Raw genomic sequence first — 19229 nt, 5'->3', positions numbered from 1 at the left:
GACATAAAACCCATGACATTCTGTAAGTAATTATTTAGAAAACTTATAGAAGGCATGGGTTTTATTGCTTGCTAGTATTTCAGCCATTCATTAATTTTTTGCGAAAAGTATAGTTTATAAATATTTATTCCATTTGTCAAATCTAAACCAGTAATTTCACTGATTTTATTGAGACGATATGCCATGGTGTTTCTGTGAATAAATAATTTATCTGCTGCTGCAGATATGTTATTTGCACATAAAATGTATTCATAAATAGATTTGCAGTATTCAGTTCCATTTAATTTATCATGTTTTAATAATTTATTGTATGAAGGATGACAAAATATTTTTAGTTCGTTCTTGTCTTTAATTTTAGAAAATAAGTGAAATAGAATAACATTTTCATAAGGATATAGAAAAGTAGAAGCTTTATTAGTAAGTGTTCCAAGGTCATAAGCTATGGAAGCTTGATGATAGTAGAAACTTAAATTTTCAAATTCAGATTTTGAAAAAATCCTACTAATGCCACCTTTAATATTGTTACCTATTAAAATATCTGTAATATTATTTAGTTCCATATCATATTCTGTTTGCTTATTATAATTAATTATTACTACTAAAGAATCATGATATCTTGCAATCTTAGAAACTGTAGCGCGATATACTAATTTAGTATATAAATAATCCAAAAAGCTTATGCTTTGATCTGATTTGAATAAAGGGATTCTTATAAGGATTAGATATTTTTTTAAAGACCAATTAGCACTACATAATCGATTCAAAAGAGTATTTGTGGTAGGAACTACTTCATTCAATAAGTCAATTATTATATCCTCATAGACTGTATGTGTAATAGCTTCTTCATAAATATCTGTTCTAATTTCAACAGCAAGAATGTCAGAAAATATTTTTACTGCATCAATATCACTTGGAGTGAATTTTTTGTTCATTTCATGAACTTCGATATAACCTAAAATTTTATTCTTTATGACTAATTTATTTGAGATTATGTTATTTTCTTGCCATATTCCATCATTTAATAATACAGGATCATCACTTTCAAGAACTTTTTTATTAATTCCTTCATTTTTATAGCAATTAATAGAATCTTGACTACAGTAACCATGAGTTTTAGCAAATTGCCAAAATGGTTCATCTATATGGATATTTGACATAGCAAGTACTTTATAAGCAGAATTTGTGACAATAATGGGGTTTCCTAATATTTTTGTTCCTATATCAATTAACTCTTGTAGACTATTTCCTTTGATAAGTGCAGAAAAAATTGATGACATATTTGATGCTAATTCTACCTTTCTACGAAATTCAATTTGTACAGTGTTATAAAGAGTTTCTAATGGAACTATTTTATCCCAAACAACAAATTCGCCAGATATATGTATATTTTCTTTTAAAGGAATATCAGGTATTAAAATAAAGCCAACTGTAGATTGATTTATACATAGATTATCTAGATCTGAAACAAAAGCAACATATAAGGTATTATCCTGTAAAGATGAGGATTTAAAGATAGGAGTAACCATAGTATAGTTAAGGGCTTCCTTTTTGTTACTGTGAATTTTTAAGTCAGCCTTATTTATTCTTTTTAATAAATTATGGAATGTTAACATTCAATCAACCTTTCAACACAAATTGTGCTTTTTGCACTTTTTTTGACAATAATGTTTTTAATTCTGCACAATGTATAATAAACTGTAAAATATTATAATATTAAATGGACTGAATATATGAAGGTATTATTGCAGTTAGAATTATTTACTATATTATACCATAACAAGTAAATTACCATAAGAAGTCAAGTGGCTATGAGCTAATTATTTAAAGTGATTTTTTAGAGTACATATTTAAAGTATTTTAATGAGAAAAAGGAGATAAGAATTATATGAGTTTTTTAGGAAATGTAAAAGTTAGAATTAAATTAATAGCGGCGTTTTTAATTATAGCGGTTCTAATTGGGATTATAGGAATAGTTGGAATTGTATCTTTCAAAAATATAGGGAAAGAATCAGAATTAATGTATGCAAATAATTTGCGTAGTGTTTATATTTTAACTGACATGAAAGAAAATCTTTCGGAGGTTAGGACAGATCTGATGTCACTAGTATATAAAAAAATTTCTTCGGAAAAATCAGATTTAAAGAATGATATAGAAGAAAATCAAAAAGAAAATGAACAATATATGACGGAGTATGAAAAATTCGATATAGGTAATGAAGAAAAGAAAACATATGATGCGTTTATAGGTTATTTAAAGCAATATAGAGAGTTAAGAGCAGAAATTGTTAAGCATGTTGATGTAGATGATTATGCTAAAGCAGAAGAAAAATATGCTGAAATACCTAAGGTAAGAAAAGCTATGTTTGAAAGTTTAGATAAATTAATAGAAATTAATTTACATGATGCTAAATTAGCAAATGATAAAATTCAAGCAACGAATGCTAAATCAACTTCAATAATGATTGGAATATCATTTGTTGGTTTTATAATGGCAATTGCTTTAGGTGTTTTCATGGCACAAAATATAAATAAACCACTTCAAAAAATAGTCGAATTCGCTAAAAGGTTATCCTCATATGATTTTTCAACACCAATGAATGTTACGAGAAAAGATGAATTTGGTCAAACTGGTGTGGAATTAAATAAGGCACAGGAAAATGTAAGTGGATTGGTTAAGTTAATTCAAGAAAAATCTGAGGATATAGGAGCATTTAGTGAGGAATTATCAGCAACTGTTGAAGAATTAGCATCTAAGACAGTAAGCATAGATGAAGCTATTACAAGTATTAATGAAAATATGCATGATTCTAGTGCAGGTGCTGAAGAGATAAGTGCATCTGTTCAAGAAGTTGATTCTAGTATAAATATACTTTCACAGAAGGCAATGGATGGAAGTACTAATGCAAATAAGTCCAAGGATAGAGCAAATAAGGTTAAAATTGAAAGTCAAAAAACAATTGAGGATACTAGATTTATATATCATGAAAAACGACAAAGGATGTTAGACGTTATTGAAGAGGGAAAAGTAGTTGACGATATCAGAGTTATGGCAGATACTATAGCTGATATAGCAGACCAAACAAATTTACTTGCATTAAACGCCGCTATAGAGGCTGCAAGAGCTGGAGAAATGGGAAAAGGCTTTGCAGTTGTAGCAGAAGAGGTTAGAACTCTTGCAGAAGAATCTGGTGAGGCAGTAAAGAATATTCAAAACACTATAGTTAAAGTAGAAAACGCCTTTAAAAAGAGTTTGGATACAGGAAATGAAATACTAGAGTTCATTAATAACGAAGTAAATAACCAATTTGAAGCATATAAGAAAACAGGAGAGAAATATTATAAGGATTCTGATTTTGTAAGCGATATGTCAGAGGAGATTGCAGCAATGTCAGAAGAAGTAACAGCAACAGTTGGGCAAGTGAGTCAAGCAATTCAAAATATGGCAGAGGCAGCTCAAAAGTCCACAGAACAAGCAGAAACAATAAAAGCAAGTATGAATGAAACAACTCAAGCTATAGAACAGGTTGCAGTTACTGCACAAAATCAGGCAGAATTAGCTCAAAACCTTAATGAAATAATTGGGAAATTTAAGGTTAGTTAGATATACATAAATATATTCCAATTGACAATCTACATTTTATTATTAAGTATAAATAAGGGGATAGAAATATATCCTTATTTATATTTTATAGCAACTTTAAAAATATATACTTTAATAATATTTAGTTATTGTTTTCGTATAAATTATTATATAGATTTCTTTTCATTAGATATTAATTGAAGAATAATGGAATTAATCAAACTCCAATACCTTTTCAAGTAAAAGATTATCAAAGTGAATTTATAATTTTAGATAATAATAAAGTTGTAAGGAATATTGCTTAAAATTTAAAATTGAAAGGACCAATGCCAGAAGTATTCAAATTGCTTTATAAATGTTATTGAATAGAGACTCACAAATGATTGCAATAAACATATAATGAATTAGTAGCATTACATGGAGTTGAAAATGCGTGATATACGGGCTAATTTTAGCTGGAGGTAAGGGAAGTAGGCTATATCCTCTATCAAGAGCCAAAGAGCCAAAACAATTTTTAAAACTAATTAACGATAAAAGTTTCTTGGTTAATACCGTTGAGAGGATAGTCCCAATAATAGATAGAGACAATATTTATGTTGTTACCAATATGGATTATAAAGAAAAAGTTAAAAATGAACTTGGAGGAATTGCGGAAGAGAATATTTTTGTAGAACCTGCTAATAAGGAAACCGCTACATTCATAAAATAGGTTTTATATATGTGGCAGTTTTTTATTGTAAACTCACAAAATTTAATATACAATTAAGAAAATTTAATTGTATGGAGATATGAATTTATGGATAAAGAGTTTATTGAATTTTTAAAAAAGATTGTACCAGATGGAACTGGTTCAACAAAGGCATATAATGCAGATAATACAATAACTGAAGAAGAATTAACTAAATTATCTAAAATAGGAAGAGCAGATCATGAAACATCATGCACTATAATGAAAGAACTTCTTGATGCAAGGCAAGGGAAGACAATTCCTATGTTGTATAGAAGAACTATTTTCTTCATTGCATATAGTTTATATGATGAATTAAAAACAGAAGGAGTTCAAAATAAAGTAATTGAAGATTTAGGACTAGCTCATAATACATTCACAAAATGGGGATTAGAACCGGTTAGATATTATAGAGAAGGACATGATTGGGGAGCTGATATTGAATTACATAGAGATGGTAAGAAGAGTTTAGACTTGCTATACCTATTTAATGCTATTATATCTAGAGAAAAATATATAAAATTTGTAGATTTATTTGGAGGTTTAGGAGCAGTAACTGCTTCAAGACATATGAGAAAAGGTACAAAGGGATATGTGAATGATTGGGATAAATCTGTCGCAAATTTTTTAGCAGTAATCAAATTCAAACCAAAAGAATTAGAGGATGAATGCAAGAATTTATTACAGGAAATTAAGGCAAAAAGGAAAAAGAAAATATTAGATATTGGAAAGGTCGAATACCAAAAGAGAATAGATAACCAAAGGGAAAAAGGATATAACGCATCAAGGTTTTTGGGGGGTACTGATGAAGATACGAAGAGAAAAAAAGTGGCGCATAAACTTGAAATTTCAGAGTATAGAGAAGAAATAGAATATTCACTGGGAATTTATACAGAGTTTAGGGATGAAATTAAGAAGTATCAAAATTCTAAGACAGTTAATGAAGAAAAAAATGGATTCATATTCGATGAGGATAGAGCTGATGTTAAAAGAGCATTGGAATTTTATTATTTACATAGCTTTGAGGCTATTGGTAAAAATGCTATTACAGGCGTAAATGAAAAAAATTATAAGAAGTTTACAAATAACATATACAGAATTAGTGAATATTCAAAACGTTTGAAAGATGTAGAAATTAGATGTTCTAGTTTCAAGAATGTAATAGAAGATGAAAAAATTAATAAAGAAGATACTTTAATATACTCCGATAGTCCATACTATAGAACTAAGCAATATGATAAAGGATTTACAGATGCCGACCATATAGCATTGCATGACAGTTTAAAAAATTTCAAAGGTAAGTGGATATTTTCATGTAGAGATAGAATAACAAATAATAATAAAAATAGAAACAAAGATAAGAAAATAGGGGAAGTTAAGATTGGTAATATTGTAAGATATTTTGAAATGTATGCAGACATAGCAAAGTATGTCATTAGATATGAGAAACATGAAAATCATAAGTATGAAATAATGATTACAAATTTTGATTTTGTAGCACCGACTGTACAAGGGTTAAAGGCACATAAAGCAGAGTTAAAAAATAAAGAGTATGAATATGTAATAGATGGTGAGAGAGGTATTATAAAGGAAACATATGAAGAGTTTTTAGATAGAATAAGAAAAGAAAATAGAGATATATCATAGAATTAAAGGTACACTTGTTTAGGTGTACCTTTTTGGGGTATACATTTGAGAAAACATTATAAAAAAGTAAAATATTAGTTGACTCTATAAACACACAGAGTTATAGTACATACACACCAAGAGAACGAATGTACGAGTGGAGGAGTTAATAATGAAAACACAAAACTTTGGTATTGAAATTGAGTTAACTGGAATAACAAGAAATGCAACAGCTAGAGTAATAGCAAAATACTTCGGAGCAGAAGTTAAGTTCGAAGGAGGCTCTTACAATATATACACAGTTAAAGATAGCAAAAGCAGAACTTGGAAGATTATGAGTGATTCCAGTATTTCACCCAAGAAAAAGGAGCAAGGAAAAATAGTCAATGCTAATGAAGTTTATAGGGTTGAGATTGTAAGTCCTATTTTACAATATGAAGATATTGAAGATTTGCAGGAGATTGTAAGGTTAGTTAGACACCAAGGAGCATTTGTTACCTCTGATTGTGGGGTACACATCCACATAGATGCTTCAAGGCATACACCTAAAACATTAAAGAACCTAGTTAATATAATTGCTAGCAAGGAAGACATGCTCTATACATCACTTAAAATCCCTTATGCAAGACTTAGATATTGTAAAAAGGTAAATGAGAAATTAATAGAAACAGTTAATAAGAAAAAGCCTAAGACAATTGCTGAACTTGCTGATATTTGGTATTCAGAATATCCACAAGAAGATCGGTCAAGGCATTATAATTCAACTAGATATCATGGATTAAACCTACATAGTACATTTACAAAAGGTACAGTTGAGTTTAGATGTTTTAATTCAACTACACACGCAGGGGAAATTAAGGCATACATACAGTTCTGTTTGGCAGTTTCTCATCAGGCATTAACACAAAAGTCTGCAAGTTCCAAGAGAACGATTACAGATAATCCGAAGTATGCATTTCGTTGTTGGATGCTCAGACTTGGCTTAATTGGAGATGAGTTTAAAACGTGTAGACATCACTTTATTAAGAACTTAGACGGTGATTCTGCTTGGAGAAATGCATCTAGAAGATACTCAGCATAAAGAATTAATGGGGTAGAGAAATCTACCCTTAGGATATAATTAATATGAAAGAAGGTATTATAGTGATGGAAAAGAGATTTTATATAGCTTATGGAAGTAACCTACATTTGGAGCAAATGAAGTACAGATGCCCTACGGCTACAGTAGTTGGCAAAAGTGAATTAATGGGGTATAAATTAATATTTAAGGGAGCACCTACAAATTCCTATGCAACAATAGAAGAAAAAGAGGGAAGTACAGTGCCAGTATTGGTGTGGGACATTAAGCCACAGGACGAACGAAATTTAGATATATATGAAGGATATCCAACCTTTTACTACAAGAAAAATATAGTGATTGAAGTTGAAGGTACAGCAGTTCAGGCAATGGTGTACATAATGAATGAAAACTCAAAACTAGGCATCCCAAGTCAAAGATACTACGCCACTATTCAGTTTGGTTATAGGACAGCAGGATTTGAAGAACGATTTTTAAGAGAAGCTTTAGAGTATAGCAAATCTCAAACAGTTTTGAATAAAAAAGATAGTTAAAATAATATTTCTAGAGCTATTTTATGTTCTACGTATAAACTTTCTATAAAAAGCTTAAAGTGAATTTTTACGTTTATTTTACTGGAGTTATCAAAGTAAGCAAGTAAAATAATATGCAAGATTCTATTATTAATTGGCTAATAATTTTAGGTGAGCTTTTAATATAACATTATTTTGAGATTTTCAACATCATATTTTCATTTCAGTATCAAAAATAATAAATATAGAATGAAGGGATTTAGTACTATAACTTATAGAAATATGGTGAAGATAAAAGCCATTGATAAGTTGTAGTACTATTTTTCTTTAAGATAGATAAATATCTTAACATAATTTTTATGATGTACTTTTATATTAAGCATAAGGAATAATAAACACAGTATCTTATATAAGAATAATATTAAATGTTAAGGTCAAAAAGGTAAATGCAGGTATAGCTACACACCTATAAGTATTTCATTCAAAGCACACATAATGATTCAGCAATATCCTCAACATGTGGGGGATTTCCAAGTCTACAGAATCATCCAATAAATTACATGCTCACATACCACGACAGATTATTAGAAAACTTACGACATAATATCTCAAAGTACAATACCTATTAAAAAATCATTAATACCATAACTTTTGCTGAGATTAATTACTCAGTTGTTGCCTAAGCTTAAAAAATAATATAAGAATTGGGGTATAGATTTATTTAAGGCAAGAAAAATACATCCAGTTCACTATATATACTAAGGTATTAAAAAAGACACAATATATATTTTTACACACAGAGTTACTCATTCTTTGGGGTAAACTTTTATAATAAAAAGCTAAATATACACACTTTATTTATAGAAATTATAATAAACACTAAGAAGATAAACACAAAGACAGTAGATACACAGCCAAAGGGTAAGGCATCGTATCAAATTTGTAGTTTGATAAATTTTAGACTTTAATAATAGAGTTATAGAATAGCATTTAGGATAAAGATATATATTAAATATAAAGAAAAAATCGAACAAGTTAGGTAATATTGAAAAATGATAGATTATGATATAATTGATTTGAGTTTTACATAATTTTAAAGGAGTATTATAAATGAGTGAAATACTTAATTCAATCATAAAAGAATCAAATTATAAATTAACACAATTCACAGATACAGCAATTCAAGCTATTGAGAGAAATATAGTAATGCGTCAAGATAAAAAAGGAAATGACGTTGTTTATGTAAATTGTTTGGTGAGAAACAAAGAAATAAAATTAACGCCGGAAGAGCTAGTAAGACAATTGTATATTTATAAGTTAATTAATGATTACAATTATCCAATAGAAAGAATGGAATTAGAGTATAGTGTTACTTTTGGTAAAGAGAAAAAGAGAGCAGATATTGTTATATTTGATAAAGACCATCCAACAGCTCCGCAAATAATTGTAGAGCTTAAGAAGCCCAAATTAAAGGATGGTAAAGAGCAATTAAAATCGTACTGTAATGCAACAGGAGCAATTATTGGAGTATGGACAAATGGTGAACAGATTTCTTTTTATCATAGAAAAGACCCTAATTACTTTGAAGATATACCTAATATTCCTAAAGCTACGCAGAAGCTAACAGATATTTTGACAGAGCGTTGGACTATTAATGATTTAGTAGCAAAGGATAAATTAGTCAATGAGAGAAAATCATTGAAAAGTCTTATTGAAGAGATGGAAGATGAAGTTCTTGCAAATGCAGGGGTTGATGTTTTCGAAGAAGTATTTAAACTAATATTTACAAAGTTATATGATGAAATGGAAAGTGGAAGAAATAAGAAAAGAACTTTGGAATTTCGTAATTATGGAGATACAGAAAGCGATTTAAAAGTTAAGATACAAGCTTTGTTTGATAAAGCAAAGGAAAAATGGGTTGGAGTATTTAATCCAGATGAACAGATCGATTTGACAAGTTCTCATTTATCAGTTTGTGTGGCTAGTTTACAAGATGTAAAATTATTTAATTCAAATCTTGATGTTGTAGATGATGCTTTCGAATATTTAATGAGTAAGTCTCAGAAAGGTGAAAAGGGACAGTATTTTACACCGAGATATGTTATTGATATGTGTGTTAAGATGTTAAACCCAAAAGAAGATGAAAAAATGATAGATACAGCAGCAGGTAGTTGTGGATTCCCTGTTCATACAATATTCCATGTATGGAAGCAGATGCTTGTTGATAGGGGTATTCCACAAAGTCATTTGTTTACTGCAGAGCGAAAACCACCAGAATGTGAGGATTATGTTAGGGAGAATGTTTTTGCAATAGACTTTGATGCAAAAGCGGTAAGAGTTGCAAGAACATTAAATCTTATTGCAGGGGATGGAAGAACTAATGTTATGCATCTTAATACTTTAGATTATGAACGTTGGGATGATTTTACTAGGGATGAAAAGTGGTTAGATATATATAATGATGGGTGGAAAGGTCTAAGAAAGCTAAGAAAAACATCTAACCAAAATAGAGATTTTAAGTTTGATATTTTAATGGCAAATCCGCCTTTTGCAGGAGATATAAAGGAAAGTAGGATTATTGCAAAGTATGAACTGGGTAAAAATACAAGTGGCAAATATCAAACAAAGGTTGGAAGAGATATTTTATTTATTGAACGTAATCTATCATTCTTAAAAGATGGTGGAAGAATGGCAGTTGTATTACCACAAGGAAGGTTTAATAATTCAACAGACAAACAAATTAGAGACTATATAGCAGAAAGGTGCAGGATATTAGCGGTAGTTGGGTTACATGGAAATGTATTCAAACCTCATACAGGAACAAAAACGTCTGTTTTATTTGTTCAAAAGTGGGATGATGATTTATGTCCTAAGAAGGAGGATTACCCTATTTTCTTTGCTACAATGAGAGAGCCAAGTAAAGATAGTTCAGGTGAAAAAATATATAGAGTAGTAGATGGTGATGAAGGAGCATATATGCTTGATGACCATCATCATTTAGTTGTAAAACACGATTTATATAATCATGATGGACTAACAGAAGATGGAATAGCTGAAGCATTTGAAGAATTTGCTAAGAAAGAAGGATTAAGTTTTTTTCAATAAGCCCATCTATTAGTACATTTGATGAAGTGAAATATAAAAAATTAATGGATGGGTTAGAAGCAACTGAAATTAACTTAAGTATTTGTAAATCAATTATTGATTTTAGAATAGATGCCAATACATATAAAAAGGACTATGTTAAAACAGATAAAATACTTAAAGAGTTAGAATCTATTTCTATTGAAAAACGGATGAAAAATATACAAAATTTTGGAGCTTATTCTTTATGTAATGATATTATTTTTACAGATAAGGGAATACCTTTTTTGATGACACAAAATATTAGACACAATTATATTGATTGGAGTAATCTAAGATATGTAAATGAAGAGAGTCATAAGATGTTGTATAAGTCACATTGTACAAAGAATCAAGTTTTAGTTACAATGGCTGGTGAATATTTAGGAAGAGTGGCTGTATATGATAAGGAGTTTAAGTGCAGTTCTAATCAAGCTATTGCAAAAATTACTTTAAAAAATAATGAAAATCCTTATCTAGTATCTACTTTCTTGAATACAAAATATGGTCAGAATCAGATAAATAGATTTAAGACGATAACAGGGCAACCTAATATTAATATGGCATTGATAAAATCATTAGTTATACCACCATTTTCGGTTGATTTCGCAAATAAGATACAACAGATTATTGAAACAAGTAATAATATGTTGCTAGATGCAAATAAATGTTATAAATGTGCAGAAGAATTACTTTTGAATGAGTTAAGTGTAGATACATATGAAGAGGATGAAAGCTCAAATGTTATTAAGAATTTTGCTGAAACATTTAGTAAATCTGGAAGATTAGATGCTGAATATTATCAAAAGAAATATGATGATTATAAAACCTTAATTGAAGACTATAATAATGGTTATAAATTATTAGGTGATATATGCAAAATAAAGGATAGTAATTTTATTCCTAAAGATAAAGAAAAATATAAGTATATTGAATTATCTAACATAGGAATGTATGGAGAAATTAACGGATGCATTATTGATTATGGGGAAAATTTACCGACTAGAGCAAGACGAATGGTTGCAGAAAATGATGTTGTTATTTCATCAATAGAAGGGTCATTGTCAAGTTGTGCCTTGGTAGAGAAAGAATTTAATAATGCTTTATGTTCAAGTGGTTTTTATGTAATCAATTCTAATATTATCGAATCAGAAGTATTATTGGTATTATTTAAACTTAAGCCTATGCAGAATCTTATGAAGAAGGGGTGCTCAGGTACAATATTAACAGCAATTAATAAGAATGAGTTTGTTAATATTCCATTGCCATTAATAAGAAAAGAAATACAAAAAACAATAGTTTGCAATATACAGGAGAATGCACTTTATAGGAAAAAGAGTAAAGAATTATTAGAAAGAGCCAAGAAAGCAGTTGAGATTGCTGTTGAACAAGGAGAAGATGAAGCAATAAATTATATAAACAGTTAATAACAAATATTATTTAGAAAGTAGCTTACCTAAATTTGAAGATAGGAGCTACTTTTTTTAGTATAAAGAAATACTATTATGTAAAAATGTATCAGTATTTGTATTATGCTTTATTTTGATTTAGGCATTATATATAGCTTATAATATTTTTAAGAAGAAAATGTTATGTTAAGTCTAAAAGAGCGTTTTATATATGTAGAAAGTAATAATAAGTAGAATTTTATTATAGAAAGGAAGAGGAACTTGCAGAAATATTTCGGTAAAAAAAAGGTAATAATTAGTTTAGTTGTGATAGTTTTAGTTATTGTAGCAATTCTATTTAAATATGAGAGTCAAAGTTCAGGAGAATTTCAACAAATCGAAAACAAATTTATTACAGATACAAGTACCAGTGTTTATAATAAGTATTGGGCTGAATATGACACAAAGACTAAATTAGTTTATTTAGAGGGTGATAAATCTTCGTTATCACCACTATATGGACAAGTTGGAGTTGAAGAGCGAGATAAATATAAGAATACTATGGAGTTTAAAGCTGTTGAAGATAATACAATATATACTATTGGACCTAAATCAACTAAAGTATATGTAACATATGATTCAATAACTGGAATTGTTTATTTTAAAACTAATCATAGTTTAGTACCTATTTTTAATAAAGAGGGAATACCTATGATGAAAGAAGAGTTTTATAAAAATCCAAAAAACTTTGACAGATTTAAAGGGGTATCATCAAAGTCAGAGTGTACATATGATATAGGTACAGCGTATCATGATACATCGACTGATATAGTATACTTATTAGTAGATGACAGTATATGTGCTATTTTTAATAAAAATGGAAAAGCAATGAGTTTAGATGAATTTATAAAAAATAACAACAAAAATAGATTTAAAAAATTAGATACTAAATATAACGAACGAAGTGTTTATTGTGATGAAGCAAGTAAGGTTTTATACTTAAAAGAAAATCATTATATGACGCCATTATATAAAACAAGCACAGAAATAATGACTAACACAGACATTTCATAATGTAAATAGAAAAGATTAAATAGTTAATGCGGATTTATAGATTAGTTACTATAGTATGAAATATGCATATAAGACTAAAGTTAAATACACAAATAATTTCTATGTTAAAGAGGAGGAAATAATATGACAGACGAAGATTACTTGGAGGCAGTATTTTATAATGCTGATGGACAGCATCCAGTGAAACGGTATTATACATTGGAACTTTTATATGACACTCAGAATGAAGAATCGTATGATATATATATAAAACCATTTAATGAATTTCTTGAATCAATAAACGTTAATTATGGTATTGGCTGCTTCTTGGGAGTTGACTTCTTAAAATCTGTGGGGGTATATGTTGACAACAAAGAACATGTACCATACACAATCTATTATCCAGCAGGAGCTGATGTAGATATAGTTGAACAACAGGTTCTTCAGACAGCTTTAAAATTTAAGCATAAGTTTAAAGCGATTATAGCTCATATTGATTTAGGAGTTTTGCTAGAGAAAGAGGCACATGGGGAATTAACACTTGGGAGAAAAGGGAAACGTTTGATTCCGCTAGATGAAGATGTGATTAAGCCAAATGATATAAGTAATACAGCATCATTTATGATGGATTGGCTGACAGCTTTGAATGCAAAAAATAAAACTGTTATAATTACGGATAATTATTTATTCACATCTCAGCGTGATTTGGCATATGTACGAGATTTGAAAGTAGTTCTAAAATTCTTAGGGGCTACAAAAATTAACCATTATGGTATGAGGTCGACGTTTAATAGTATATTGTTCAATGATGTTAAGGAAGACTTACAGAGAGTTGGGACAGTACTCGAACATTATGATTTAGAAGATTTTCATGATAGGTTTTGGATAACGAAAGAGACGTATGATGGGCTTGTTTTTGGGACATCTTTAAATGGTATTGGAAAGAAGCTATGTTATATTGATGCTATAAGTAATGAAGATGCAAAAACTGTGATTGATTATATTGAGTAAAAAGATATTTGGGTAAGATAAGACTATTAAATTTTTGATGTAATATTGATATTACTTTTTCTGTATGCTAAAATTGACATTGTAGAAATCAAGAATTTAATAGGAGAGTGTACCACCTGTGGCTATTGGCGTAGACACAGGCAAGGCATGGTGCTTGAACCACCACACAATACAGACTAAGTCTGCGATACACCCACATATATTATAACGGAGTTGTTACTCAATTTCAATATAGTATATGGGGTATTGAAGATTAGATTCTGTTAACCTTTGTATATATATTTAAAAGCAGGGTTAGTGTGTGGACGCGCATACTTAACTCTGTTTTTTCTTGATTTCTCAAAGGGAACTTCAGTAGCAGTATTTTTGCTGTTACTGGAGGGAACTTTTGAGAAATCTAAGTTTATAATCAGAGCAACAGTAAAAATATATTTAAGTTATATGTTTTTACTGGAGCTCTTTTATATTTTATTAATGTATACAGAGGGGGGGGATAATAAGGTGAAAAAAATACGAAATTTATTAATAGTAGCTGTATTTGGGGTATCATTGGCTGTTCCAATAACAGATACATATGCAACTACACCGTGGAAGTCATCAGTTAATATATCCAATAATGGTTCAGTTAATAAAGTCAATAATAAGGTTGGATGGGTTAAAGAAAGTTATTATAACACCATAAGTCTTTCAACAACAGAGGAATGGTTTTATTATAATGAAGATGGTACTAAGAAAAAAGGATGGTTTCAAGATAAAGATGGTAAATGGTATTATCTATCAGCAAGTCTTGATGGTGCTATGGTTAAGCTTCAGTTAGTAGGGCAGTATTTCTTGGGAATGGATGGAGCATGGACAACTAAAGGGGTATATAATGTTAGAATTAATCCAAAATCTCAAAATGCTGATGAGACTTATATGGCTGACCCAACTCCTGAAGGAGGCGCACTTTCTTATATAGAGGGGGCAGGCATTGTATACGACGATATTACATTTAAATCAGCTAAAGCTATGACTAGAAGGATGATAGATGAATTATTTCTTCAGGGGAAAATAAAAAAAGTCGGACATAATACTGAATGGATGGGGAAACCAATATATGCTGATGCTTGGGTATTTTGTGATAATAATTCAACAAAGTAATTAAGTTAATATTGTAGGGGGAAATGAAGATGATTAAAAAATTAATCTTAGGTAGTTTAGTTATTGCAACTACATTTGCAATAACACCAATTAATGCTTCAGCAACATGGCAGCATGACGCAAAAGGAACTTGGTACACAGAGGGGGATTCGTATGCGACAGGTTGGAGGTACCTTGAACACTATGGTGGCTGGCAGTGGAGCCTATTTGATGACAAGGGGTATGTAAAAACTGGCTGGTTCCAAGATGGCGGAAATTGGTACTATGCGGACACTATGAATAAATATATTTTAAGAGATACTTATATTGATGGATATTACTTAAATAAAGACGGTATACTTTCAACCGATACTTCAAATTCAAGAGCATCAGAATCAGCAGTTAAAGCTACGTTAGAAATAGCAAAGAAATTAGAAGATTTAGGTTGGATTAAGAATGGACCTTATTGGAATGATAGAGCAACGCTTTATCAAAAGTCTTATTCAAAAGATGTGAGAGTAAACACAAGATGTGAGATTGTTGGAGGAGTTGCCAAAGTATATGGTGTTACAAAAGCTCAAACTTATGAGGAGTGGAGGAGTCACTTAAATGAAGATGCATTAGTAATGTCATTAGATGACTACTTAAAGTATAAAGCAGATGGACGAATAGCTTCGATAAATTATTATGAATCGAGCATTGGTGGAACTGATAAATTTGGTGTTATTGAAGAGTACCTAAGTAATCAACCAATTAAAACTACTAACACAGCTACTTCAACAAATAAAACCACTACTTCAAAATGGAATTCTCATAGTTTGGAAGAGTATTTAAAGAAACAAAAAGAATTACAAGAAACGGGGAAAAAATAATGATAAAAAAATTAGTTTCAAGTTTACTTGTTATGGCAGTAGTAATAACAATATTTCCTGTATCAGCATCAGCTGAATGGAGAAACGATAGTAAAGGTTGGTGGAACACTGAAGGCAATAGTTACTCAATTGGATGGAGGCAGATTAATGGCTCATGGTACTATTTCAATGAAAATGGTTATATGGTGACAGGAGCAGTAGCTATAAATAATAAGACATACAATTTTGATAGTAATGGTAAGTGGATAGAAAGTTCTAATTCTACATCTGTATCAAGCACTAGCACAGCAAAGAGTATGAAACCTTCAAGTGAAGCATTAAAGTCAGCTTCAGAAAATAGTTGGTTTAAAGAAAATAATAATTACTATTTTAAATTAACAGGAGCTGATTATGCTAAGGATACATGGAGCATAGATGTGGATACGTATTACTTTGATGATAATGGGGTAATGCAAACAGGAGAAGTTTCAGACAATAGTGGAGTAAAATATTTGTTTGGAAGTGACGGAAAGTACATTAAATGTCTAAACAGAGATAACTACAGAGTTTATGCAAGCAATGGTGCAACTACTGGTAATTATTCACCAAATAAAGGTGCATTAGCTAGAGCAGTATCAACAGATTCAAAGATAAAATTTAACACAGATGAATTAAGCATATGGAAAGTGTATTCATCAGACCCTGCAAAAGCTAAAACAACAGTAACTGGTACAGCACCAAATACGAAAACAGTTTACAATGGTGCAAGTATGAAAGGAAATACATTGAAGTGTCGTACTAATGAAACTATACAATTATCTACTTTAGAAGTTGGAAATGTGAATAATTGGGGTACAACACCTAAATTAATAGTAAAAGTTACCTCTAGCAATGATGATATAGCATTTTGTGGATTTGATTTAGCTTATGCTGATGGTTATGTTAGGTTGATATCTCCGTCAATTATTACAAAGAAAGCAGGAAAAACAACAATAACAATTGATGTTAACGGAACTACAAAGTCATTTGATATCGTTGTGACTGATTAATACAACTTGTATTGATGAGGTGATAGAGATTTGAAGAGAATATTTTATATAGTATTAAGCACAGTTTTGTTTAGCGTTTTGCTGATTTCATGTGGAAATAGTAATGTAAAAAATGCAAGTCAAGAAACTAAAACTGAAGCAAGTACTGCAAAAGAAATAACTGAAGAGCCTAAGAGTGAAGACACACCTAAATCCGTATATTTAAAGACAAATCTAGAGAAATTGTTAAAAAACTCTTTGAAATGTATAGAGGAAGGAGCAATAGTTCAAAAACCTAAAAAGGAGATGATAAAGGAGCTAGACCAATATGTAACAAATGATTTTCAGAATTCTGAAATAAGAGCGTTGTATTGCTATACTGATGAAGCTCAACGCCATAAACCAGATGCAATGATTTATGATCAATATGGAGATTGGAATTATTATAAAAATTCTCCAGAGTTGTATCAAGAAATATCTAAGCATAGCAAGATAGGAATAGTTTTGTTAAATACAGATTTGCCTAATCAAATAGATGAGAATCAAAATACATTAAAAGCAACAGCAAATTTTAAGGTGGATTTTATGAATGATTCAGGGGTAAGCGAAAATAAGAATATATACACAAATAATTTTGTTGTTACTGCAAACTATAAATTTAAAGAAGTTGGTGCATATTGGCAATTAGATTCTTATAATATTGAGAGTTTAGATGGTACAAAAAGAAATATAAATGGTTATTTCAATAAGCGGTATTGATTTTAATAAAATCAGTGCTTAGAGAACTTAAGATTAATCTTAGGTTCTTTTTCTTTAATGAAAAATATAGAGTTAAGTTTGGATAAGCCACTACTTCTCAAACAATAATTATTTATAGTATTTTTTTTACATCTATATACTAAAGATGTCCTAACTTTGTATTAGAGACATACTTTAAAAATGTATAAAATACTGCTATTTTAACATCTTTGGGGTATTCTAAAGAAAGCTTCATGCATCTCTCGTTAAAATAAATATACTTCATAACATGCTCTCCTTAATGCTCAGATTTCAAGACTCAAGTATTGAAATATTAAGAAATCTTTACCTGCAGATTCCAGCCAATAAATAAAATTATTTTCCACTAATATAGATTTATTTTATTCTAATATGATCTAGATGCTCTACCAACATAAACTGATTTCATTCCAAGAAAAACTACTTCACTTCTCATATAATCTAGTTGTCTTCTTACAAAAACTATTTTTCTAGCCATATAATATAATTCTCTTCTCAGAAAAAGTATTTCTTCCAATATAAAAATTATATCTAAAAAGATTTTATATTAGGTCTTCTAAGTTGAACTAAAAACATAGTAATATGTTAAATTTTATTTACAGTTCGGGGTATACAATTCATGTAAAAGACTGATTATTGTGATTATAAAGAGACAGCCATACATGCGTTAAATATTTAGTTGAGCTAATAATAATATAAATAATTGTTTAATGGTAAAGGTAAGCAGTAAGTAATTGTTGGACTACGTATTTAAGAGTAATTATATTATATGAAAATGCTTCTAAATTTAGAGATATTCTATTTGGAAGTTAAATTATATTTTAAGGGAGATGATAAAGTTGAGAGTATATATTATATTCAACAAACCAACAAAAGATTTATTATTTAGGTTAGGTGTAACTAAATTACATGGTGAGATATCTATACATAAGGTATATGAAATTAATGATGTGTTGTCAGAGTTTAAGGAAGGGGATACTTTAGTAGTTAGTTCTATAGATGTATTTGATGGAGCTATTGAGCTATATTATGCATTAAATCTTATTTCTTCGATATCTAAAGGAAATTTTATTAGTTTAAAAGAGGAGCTCTTTAGAATAGATAGTGGATGTGTAGAGAAAGAACTTTTAAAAGCAGTTAGTCTTGGAGTAAAACTAGAAGAGGCTTGGTTAAAGAAATTAGAAAATTGTAAAGAGGATGATAAGAAAAAGTTAGAATTCTTACATATGTTAAAAACAATGAGTATGAGTATTTTAAAAGGTGAACTTAAGATTAAAGATATAATACAGTAATACATTAAAAGCAGTACTTATGGGGTATTGCTTTTTTATTAAGTAAAGTTACAAAAAATATAGC

At 29.5% G+C, this 19229-nt stretch carries 16 protein-coding genes; 14 read left to right on the top strand and 2 right to left on the bottom strand.

All coding sequences use genetic code 11. The annotated features are described in order from the left end of the window. Positions 1 to 71 precede the first annotated feature (71 nt). Complete coding sequence (locus GXK56_RS14595; protein WP_160688616.1) at positions 72 to 1613, bottom strand: GAF domain-containing protein; 1542 nt, start codon at positions 1611 to 1613, stop codon at positions 72 to 74. Between the two features lie 272 nt (positions 1614 to 1885). Between GXK56_RS14595 and GXK56_RS14590 the strand changes: the two genes are divergently transcribed. From GXK56_RS14590 to GXK56_RS14530, 13 genes are all read left to right on the top strand, one after another. Next, on the top strand, positions 1886 to 3601 hold the full coding sequence (locus GXK56_RS14590; RefSeq protein WP_160688614.1) for a methyl-accepting chemotaxis protein: 1716 nt from the start codon (positions 1886 to 1888) through the stop codon (positions 3599 to 3601). A 412-nt stretch (positions 3602 to 4013) separates the two neighbouring features. Further along, positions 4014 to 4289: a sugar phosphate nucleotidyltransferase gene (locus GXK56_RS14585; RefSeq protein ID WP_160688612.1), complete on the top strand. Its 276-nt coding sequence runs from the start codon at positions 4014 to 4016 to the stop codon at positions 4287 to 4289. Between the two features lie 87 nt (positions 4290 to 4376). Then, positions 4377 to 5954 carry a DNA adenine methylase gene (locus GXK56_RS14580; protein WP_160688610.1) on the top strand — a complete coding sequence of 526 codons (1578 nt, stop codon included), beginning with the start codon at positions 4377 to 4379 and terminating at the stop codon, positions 5952 to 5954. A 151-nt stretch (positions 5955 to 6105) separates the two neighbouring features. Next, positions 6106 to 7014, top strand: a complete 909-nt coding sequence (locus GXK56_RS14575) for an amidoligase family protein (protein WP_160688608.1) — start codon at positions 6106 to 6108, stop codon at positions 7012 to 7014. Between the two features lie 44 nt (positions 7015 to 7058). Next, positions 7059 to 7544: a gamma-glutamylcyclotransferase family protein gene (locus tag GXK56_RS14570; RefSeq protein WP_202127891.1), complete on the top strand. Its 486-nt coding sequence runs from the start codon at positions 7059 to 7061 to the stop codon at positions 7542 to 7544. Between the two features lie 1089 nt (positions 7545 to 8633). Continuing rightward, entirely contained in the window at positions 8634 to 10628 is a 1995-nt protein-coding gene (locus tag GXK56_RS14565) for an N-6 DNA methylase (protein WP_160688606.1), read from the top strand. A 44-nt stretch (positions 10629 to 10672) separates the two neighbouring features. After that, positions 10673 to 12073, top strand: coding sequence for a restriction endonuclease subunit S (locus GXK56_RS14560; RefSeq protein WP_207710271.1), 1401 nt, complete (start codon positions 10673 to 10675; stop codon positions 12071 to 12073). 243 nt (positions 12074 to 12316) lie between these two features. Continuing rightward, positions 12317 to 13108: a hypothetical protein gene (locus GXK56_RS14555; RefSeq protein ID WP_160688602.1), complete on the top strand. Its 792-nt coding sequence runs from the start codon at positions 12317 to 12319 to the stop codon at positions 13106 to 13108. Between the two features lie 123 nt (positions 13109 to 13231). Continuing rightward, a complete protein-coding gene (locus GXK56_RS14550) occupies positions 13232 to 14098 on the top strand; it encodes a hypothetical protein (RefSeq protein WP_160688601.1) in 867 nt (288 codons plus the stop codon). Between the two features lie 501 nt (positions 14099 to 14599). Continuing rightward, the gene (locus GXK56_RS14545; protein WP_160688599.1) at positions 14600 to 15238 is read left to right on the top strand and encodes a hypothetical protein; all 639 of its coding nucleotides are present in this window, start codon (positions 14600 to 14602) and stop codon (positions 15236 to 15238) included. Between the two features lie 29 nt (positions 15239 to 15267). After that, positions 15268 to 16089, top strand: a complete 822-nt coding sequence (locus GXK56_RS14540) for a hypothetical protein (protein ID WP_160688597.1) — start codon at positions 15268 to 15270, stop codon at positions 16087 to 16089. Continuing rightward, a complete protein-coding gene (locus tag GXK56_RS28565; protein ID WP_160688595.1) occupies positions 16089 to 17117 on the top strand; it encodes a cell wall-binding protein in 1029 nt (342 codons plus the stop codon). Before GXK56_RS14540 ends, GXK56_RS28565 begins: the two co-directional genes overlap by 1 nt. A gap of 30 nt (positions 17118 to 17147) precedes the next feature. Continuing rightward, positions 17148 to 17855, top strand: coding sequence for a hypothetical protein (locus GXK56_RS14530; RefSeq protein ID WP_160688593.1), 708 nt, complete (start codon positions 17148 to 17150; stop codon positions 17853 to 17855). 139 nt (positions 17856 to 17994) lie between these two features. Here the strand turns inward: GXK56_RS14530 and GXK56_RS28560 are convergent, their stop codons facing one another. Then, positions 17995 to 18120, bottom strand: a complete 126-nt coding sequence (locus GXK56_RS28560; protein WP_279283108.1) for a hypothetical protein — start codon at positions 18118 to 18120, stop codon at positions 17995 to 17997. Between the two features lie 592 nt (positions 18121 to 18712). On the opposite strand from GXK56_RS28560, the gene GXK56_RS14525 reads away from it, so the two are divergent. After that, positions 18713 to 19165, top strand: coding sequence for a hypothetical protein (locus GXK56_RS14525; protein WP_160688591.1), 453 nt, complete (start codon positions 18713 to 18715; stop codon positions 19163 to 19165). Positions 19166 to 19229: the final 64 nt, after the last annotated feature.

The sequence above is a fragment of the Clostridium sp. C2-6-12 genome, assembly GCF_009928485.1.
Classification (GTDB): domain Bacteria; phylum Bacillota; class Clostridia; order Clostridiales; family Clostridiaceae; genus Clostridium.
Note: the sequence above shows the minus strand (reverse complement) of the source record. Positions and strands in the feature narration are given on the sequence as shown.